The sequence below is a fragment of the Streptomyces otsuchiensis genome, from assembly GCF_004305975.1.
Lineage (GTDB): Bacteria > Actinomycetota > Actinomycetes > Streptomycetales > Streptomycetaceae > Streptomyces > Streptomyces otsuchiensis.
On sequence record NZ_BHZI01000523.1, the window covers coordinates 1 to 1,400 of the forward strand.

1 protein-coding gene is annotated in these 1,400 nt (G+C 74.3%); it reads right to left on the reverse strand.

Translation table 11 applies throughout. From position 1 onward, the window contains the following. Positions 1 to 134 precede the first annotated feature (134 nt). Positions 135 to 1,253, reverse strand: coding sequence for an ADP-ribosylglycohydrolase family protein (locus E0D90_RS25610; RefSeq protein WP_130800291.1), 1,119 nt, complete (start codon positions 1,251 to 1,253; stop codon positions 135 to 137). Between the last annotated feature and the right edge of the window lie 147 nt (positions 1,254 to 1,400).

The window sequence follows — 1,400 nt, forward strand, 5'->3', positions numbered from 1 at the left end:
CGCCCGCACCGCCCGCACCGCCCGCACCGCCCGCACCGCCCGCACCGACTGACGCCGGTTCCGGCCCTCCCTCCCCGACCGGGACCGGCGTCACACCACGCGCACAGCGACCACGCCGGGGCGCCGTCCGCCCGTCACAGTCGCGGATAGCGCTCCAGCCAGGCCGGGTTGGACTCACCGGGGCTGTGCAGCACCGGCCCCTGGGTCATCTCCAGCGCGAAGTCGTCGGCCAGTTCCAGCATGGTCGCGCGGCCCTCCAGTTCGGGCAGCAGGTCGGGGGGCAGCGCCGTCTCCCCGTGCAGGACGCCCAGCAGGTTGCCGCAGATGGAGCCGGTGGAGTCGGAGTCCCCGCCGTGGTTGACGGCGAGCAGCAGGCCGTGGCGCACGTCCTGTGCGACCAGCGCGCAGTAGACGCCCATCGCGAGCGCCTCCTCGGCGACCCAGCCCTCCCCCAGCGACTCCACCCGCTCCGGTCCGGGCATTCCCTGCCGGACGGCGCCGAGCGCCTTCTGCAGGGCGTCGGTGGTCTCCTCGTGGTCGGGGCGGACCGCGAGCTGGGCCAGGGCCTTCTGGACGGCCGCGTCGAGTCCGTCGCCCCGCACGATGGCGTGGACGATGACGGCGAAGGCACCGGCGGCGAGTTGTCCGGTGGGGTGGCCGTGGGTCTGGCTGGCGCATTCCACGCTGAGCTGGAACACCAACTGCGGGTCCCAGCCCGCCAGCAGGCCGAACGGAGCCGAACGCATCACGGTCCCGCAGCCTTTGGAGCCGGGGTTCTTCGGCTTCTCGACCGTTCCGAGCACCTCGTCGCCCAGACCGCTGAGGCAGGCGTTGCCCGGTGCCCGGCGGGCGTAGAGCCACTCCTGGCGGGCGAGCCAACCGTCTTCGGTGCGGCGCTCGTCGGGCCCCCAGTCGGTCTGGGTGCGGTACCAGCGGCGGTAGGCGGCGTGCACGTCGGTGGGCGGATGCCAGGCGCCGGAGTCGCGGCGGACGTGGGCGCGGATGAGGCCGTCCATGGTGAACAGCGTCATCTGGGTGTCGTCGGTGACCGCGCCGCGCCGCCCGTACGCGGGGACGTAGCCGGTGACGCCGTCGGGGCCGTGGTGGGCGCGGATGTCCGCGAGGGAGTCGAACTCGATCCCACCGCCCAGGGCGTCGCCGATCGCGCCGCCCAGCACACAGCCGCGTACCTTGCTGCGGAAGTCCTGCTGTTCGGCGCGCCCCCACAGCGCTCCGCTCCCCGGTCCCGTCATCCCCGTCGCCCTCCCTCGTCCGTCAACCCACGGCAGCGTAAGGCAGTAGCCGTGCGCACGTCAGGGGTGCCGTCGGCCAGGTGGCGGCGTGGGACCCGGCCGGGCGCCGGGGACCGCCCGAACAGCCCCATTCCTCCGGACTGGCCG

Bases quoted from the DNA above. Each gene is read 5' to 3' on its own strand.
- E0D90_RS25610 (WP_130800291.1), bottom strand. From the start codon at position 1,253: ATGACGGGACCGGGGAGCGGAGCGCTGTGGGGGCGCGCCGAACAGCAG.